At 58.3% G+C, this 3,789-nt stretch carries 3 protein-coding genes; 1 reads left to right on the top strand and 2 read right to left on the bottom strand.

Features of this window, described 5'->3' with window-relative positions:
* A partial coding sequence (locus AC19YQ_RS24730) for a MobA/MobL family protein (protein ID WP_500596166.1) occupies nt 1–1,645 on the top strand: 1,645 nt, incomplete at its 5' end.
* An 84-nt stretch (nt 1,646–1,729) separates the two neighbouring features.
* Here AC19YQ_RS24730 and repM read toward each other — a convergent pair.
* Together repM and AC19YQ_RS24740 are read right to left on the bottom strand one after the other, a co-directional pair.
* Nucleotides 1,730–2,560, bottom strand: a complete 831-nt coding sequence (gene repM, locus AC19YQ_RS24735) for a replication initiation protein RepM (RefSeq protein ID WP_500596167.1) — start codon at nt 2,558–2,560, stop codon at nt 1,730–1,732.
* 582 nt (nt 2,561–3,142) lie between these two features.
* Complete coding sequence (locus AC19YQ_RS24740) at nt 3,143–3,478, bottom strand: hypothetical protein (RefSeq protein WP_500596168.1); 336 nt, start codon at nt 3,476–3,478, stop codon at nt 3,143–3,145.
* Nucleotides 3,479–3,789: the final 311 nt, after the last annotated feature.

Raw genomic sequence — 3,789 nt, forward strand, 5'->3', positions numbered from 1 at the left:
CGAGCTGTTGGTGGCATTGCCGCATGAGTTGACCGAGGTGCAGCGACGGGAACTGGTGGACGCCATCGCCGGGGCGATGGTCGAGCGCTACGGCGTAGCAGCCGAGGCCGCGATCCACCGTCCTGGAGCGGAAGGGGATCAGCGCAACCACCATGTGCACCTGATGTTCACCACCCGGCGGATGGATGCCAGCGGGCAGCTCACCGAGAAAACTCGCGAGCTGGACGTAAAGCCGCGTAGTTCGGCAGAGATGCTGTGGATCAGGGGCATGGTAGAAGAGTCCACCAATCAGGCGCTGGAACGTGCCGGGCTCGATGAGCGCATCGACATGCGCAGTCTGGCCGACCAAGCCGCTGCGGCTATCGCTGAATTCGACATAGGGCCGCTGCCGCTGGATCAGCATGCGGACGCTCTGATGCGATTCATGGAGACCCTGCGGTTGCCGACCCTGCATGAAGGGCCAGACCTCACGGCGGCCAAGCGGGCAGCCAAGCGACGGGCCGAACCTTCCCTGTCCATTCTCGCCCAGGAGAATCAATTACGCGGAGAGCGCCAAGAGCTGGCCCAGCTCGATGCGCAGATTTACCACTTCGAACATTTCGCCCCGTTGCAGGCCGCTGCTGCGGCTGCGCGGCAGCAAGAGCAAGAACGCCAGGAACAAGGCCGTCGCGTGGCCGAACTGCGTCGCCAACTCAGCGAGGCCAAGAATGCGATCCATCACGCCAAAACCACTGCTGGGGTTTTGCGCGGACGGCTGAACGCTGAGCCCCCGCCCGTAGTGGCGGAGGCCCAGCGGCTGAAGGGCCAGGCCGAGCAGGCCAAGGCACAGGCGCAGCAATGGCGGGAGAAGCATCCGACCAGGGCATGGGTGGCTGACACGTTTGGCCGCACGCTTGAGGTGGATCGGGTGGCCGATAAGGCGGTCGATCGGTTCAACACGTCGCAGGAACTGGTGCAGGCCCGACAGTGGCAGGCCGACCGCCGCGAACTGAGCGTCGAGCTGGAGCGCATCGAGGCGCAATTGCCGACGTTGGCCAAGCAGCCGCGCCGTATCGAAGACGAGCTGCTGTTGCATTACGGCGACGACAAGTTGCGGCAGGACATCGAGGACAGAATGCGGGTGGTCAAGGGACTGGAGCGCTCCATGGACGCGGAGCGCCGCGACCATGTGCGTGGCGCGAGGATGGAACTGGTCAAACGGCTGGAACTCTCCCCGGCTGGGTCTGACCTGGTGGAGGCTTACCGCGACGTCGAGCGTTTGTTGGAGCAGGCCCAGCGGCTAGAGGCCGACTGCGCCCAAGCGCGCAAACTGGAGGTGCTGGTGGCGACGCAAAGCACATTGAGTGATGCCCGCCGTCTGATCGAGAAAAGCCAGCACCGGGCGCAGCCCGAGCTGGTCGAAGCGCTCATCGCGATCCAAGAGCAAGAGAAACAGATCCGGCAATTGCGGGGGATGTATTCGAATCAGTGGCCCGAGCTGGACGCCCTTAAGCGCCTGCAGGGCGATGCCTGCGCTTTGCGTGACATGGTTGAGGGCAGCTGCGAGCAACACGCCATGTCGCGCCCTGAGGAGCGCATACAGGCGCGCTCAGAACCAGAATCAGGACCAGAGGATAAGCCGCGCAGCATGCCGCGCATGAGGTAAGCGCCCCATTCTATAATCGCTCTATAATCGACTATAAAGCGCTACAGGCCACGGAATACGGGGCCTGTAGCCAGCCTCTTATACTTACGCCAGATCCAACGGCATCTGGTTTAGTCGAGCGCGGGCCGCTTCCCATGATTCACCAGGGAGAGCTAGTCCCTGTTCCTCGATTTCGGCATCCGTCAGCTTGTGGCTCTTCTTGCGCTTCACCTGGTCGGACTTCGGCTCTGGTTTGATGGCAAAAATCAGATGGCTGACGGTGCGCCCGGTCTTGCGTTGCGTGTAGCTCACCCGGATGTCGCTGTGCTCGTTGATTTGGGCCAGCGCGGGTTCAAGGACGCGCCTTTTAAAGTTGTCCATGCGCGGATATTCGTCAGCGATGCCGAGAGTTTCCTTGAGCCATACGATTTCAATTTCACGTTTGCCGATACCTAGGTACTGCACCAGTAGTTCATACATGCGCACCGCGTGGACGCTGGTCATGCGGCCGATTTTCTCTAGGCGGTAGCTGGTGAACTCGGTTTCTAGTCGGGTGATGTACGGCAGCATGTCGGTGGCAAAGCGCAACTGAACGGCACCTGCACCGTCAATGTAGCTGGCTGTCGAGATCCAGCGGATCATGCTGACCCGCTCCTTGCCGCTTTCCGGGTGAATATCGCGGGCCACGATAAAACGGTTAAAGAGCGTTTTCATTGCCTCCTTAAGCTGATCGTAGACCGCCCCTCCTTCCATCCCAAACATGCTGGCAAACCGCTTCGCCTCTATCGTGACGAAACCATCTGTTAGCCCCTTCTGGGTTTCGCGAGCTTCGACGATGGCGTACAGGATGACGCGCTGCTCGATCAAATCAAGGCGGTAGCTGGCCTCGACCAACTTGTTCGACTTCACAACGATGGTCTGTTTCGACGCCGTCATATGGCACCCGCAAAACTTGAGGAGGCGACCAAGCTACTCCGCAAGCCAAGCTAATACAACTACTTAAATATAAGAGTAGTTTAATACCCTAAATCTGTAGTGACATGACCCTAAATCTGTAGTGACATGAGCCTAAATCTGGTGCTACATGACCCTAAATCTGTAGTTTTATGAGGGCTGAACCCCACGGATTACGTGGCCTGTAGACCGCCTAAAAGCTTTTAAAAGCTTTTTAAAAGCATTAAAAGCCCAAATTCGAGTTACCCACAGCCCTGTTTTTCTCCATATGCGACTGCAAAGCCGCACGGAATGCCCAACAACAAATCCCTCCCTTAATGGCAACAAATCCCTCCCTTTTTAAACGCTACAGGGCACGTAATTCGTGGCCTGTAGACGACCGAAAAGGGTTAAAAGGGAAAAGGAAAAATAGGCGCTGAAGCAAAAACAGTGATCAGATCCAAAACCGGCGCCCCTCCAGTCCCTGCACGCCCTCCTAGCTGCGTGCATGACAGGAGGCAGTGCAAGGGCGTTTCGCTCCTTCGCGGCGCAGGCTTCGCCCTGCGCGCTTCGCTTGCTTGGTAATCAATTCTTAGGGGCGGGTTCCCCCTCCTGCGCGACAGCGCCCTGAATGCCGAATACACGCCTGAATGCCTCTGAACCCCGACCATCCTTCCCCAGCACCGCCAATCGCTCAGCCTGTCGAGTTAGGAAACCATCCATCAGTGACAGCAGATCATTAAGCCCACCACCAGGGAGTGATCCGTTCCGCTTGAAGTGCTCGGCGGAGGCTGCACCGTGCAGCACCTTGACCCGGTCATCCTCCTGCTTGGTGTTTGCTTTGATACGGGCCTCAGATTGCTGAATACGGGCGTTGAGTTGAGCCCGTTTACGTTTGAGTTCTTCCAAATCGTTAGCCATTCAGTCCGTCCCAGCGTGATGAAAAAATGAGGATATACCGTGCTAGTGTGGTTGATCCAGGTGATGTGAATTCTGTGGGTTTACAGTAGAGTATCGGCTGACACATACCCCCCCGAAGCAAAGCAAGGGCGCACTTTAGCAATCTACGATTGCGTGCGGCCCCTACGGGGCAAATCAAAAGCAAGATCAGGAGCAAAGCGGCGTGGCGATTGGGTCGGCCAGTGTTCAGAGCATCAGCAGAAGCGGTGGCCGTTCGGCCACTGCCGCTGCTGCGTATCGCACTGGCCAGAAAATCACCGACGAGCGCACCG

It is taken from the genome of Pseudomonas sp. MF06569 (assembly GCF_059862735.1).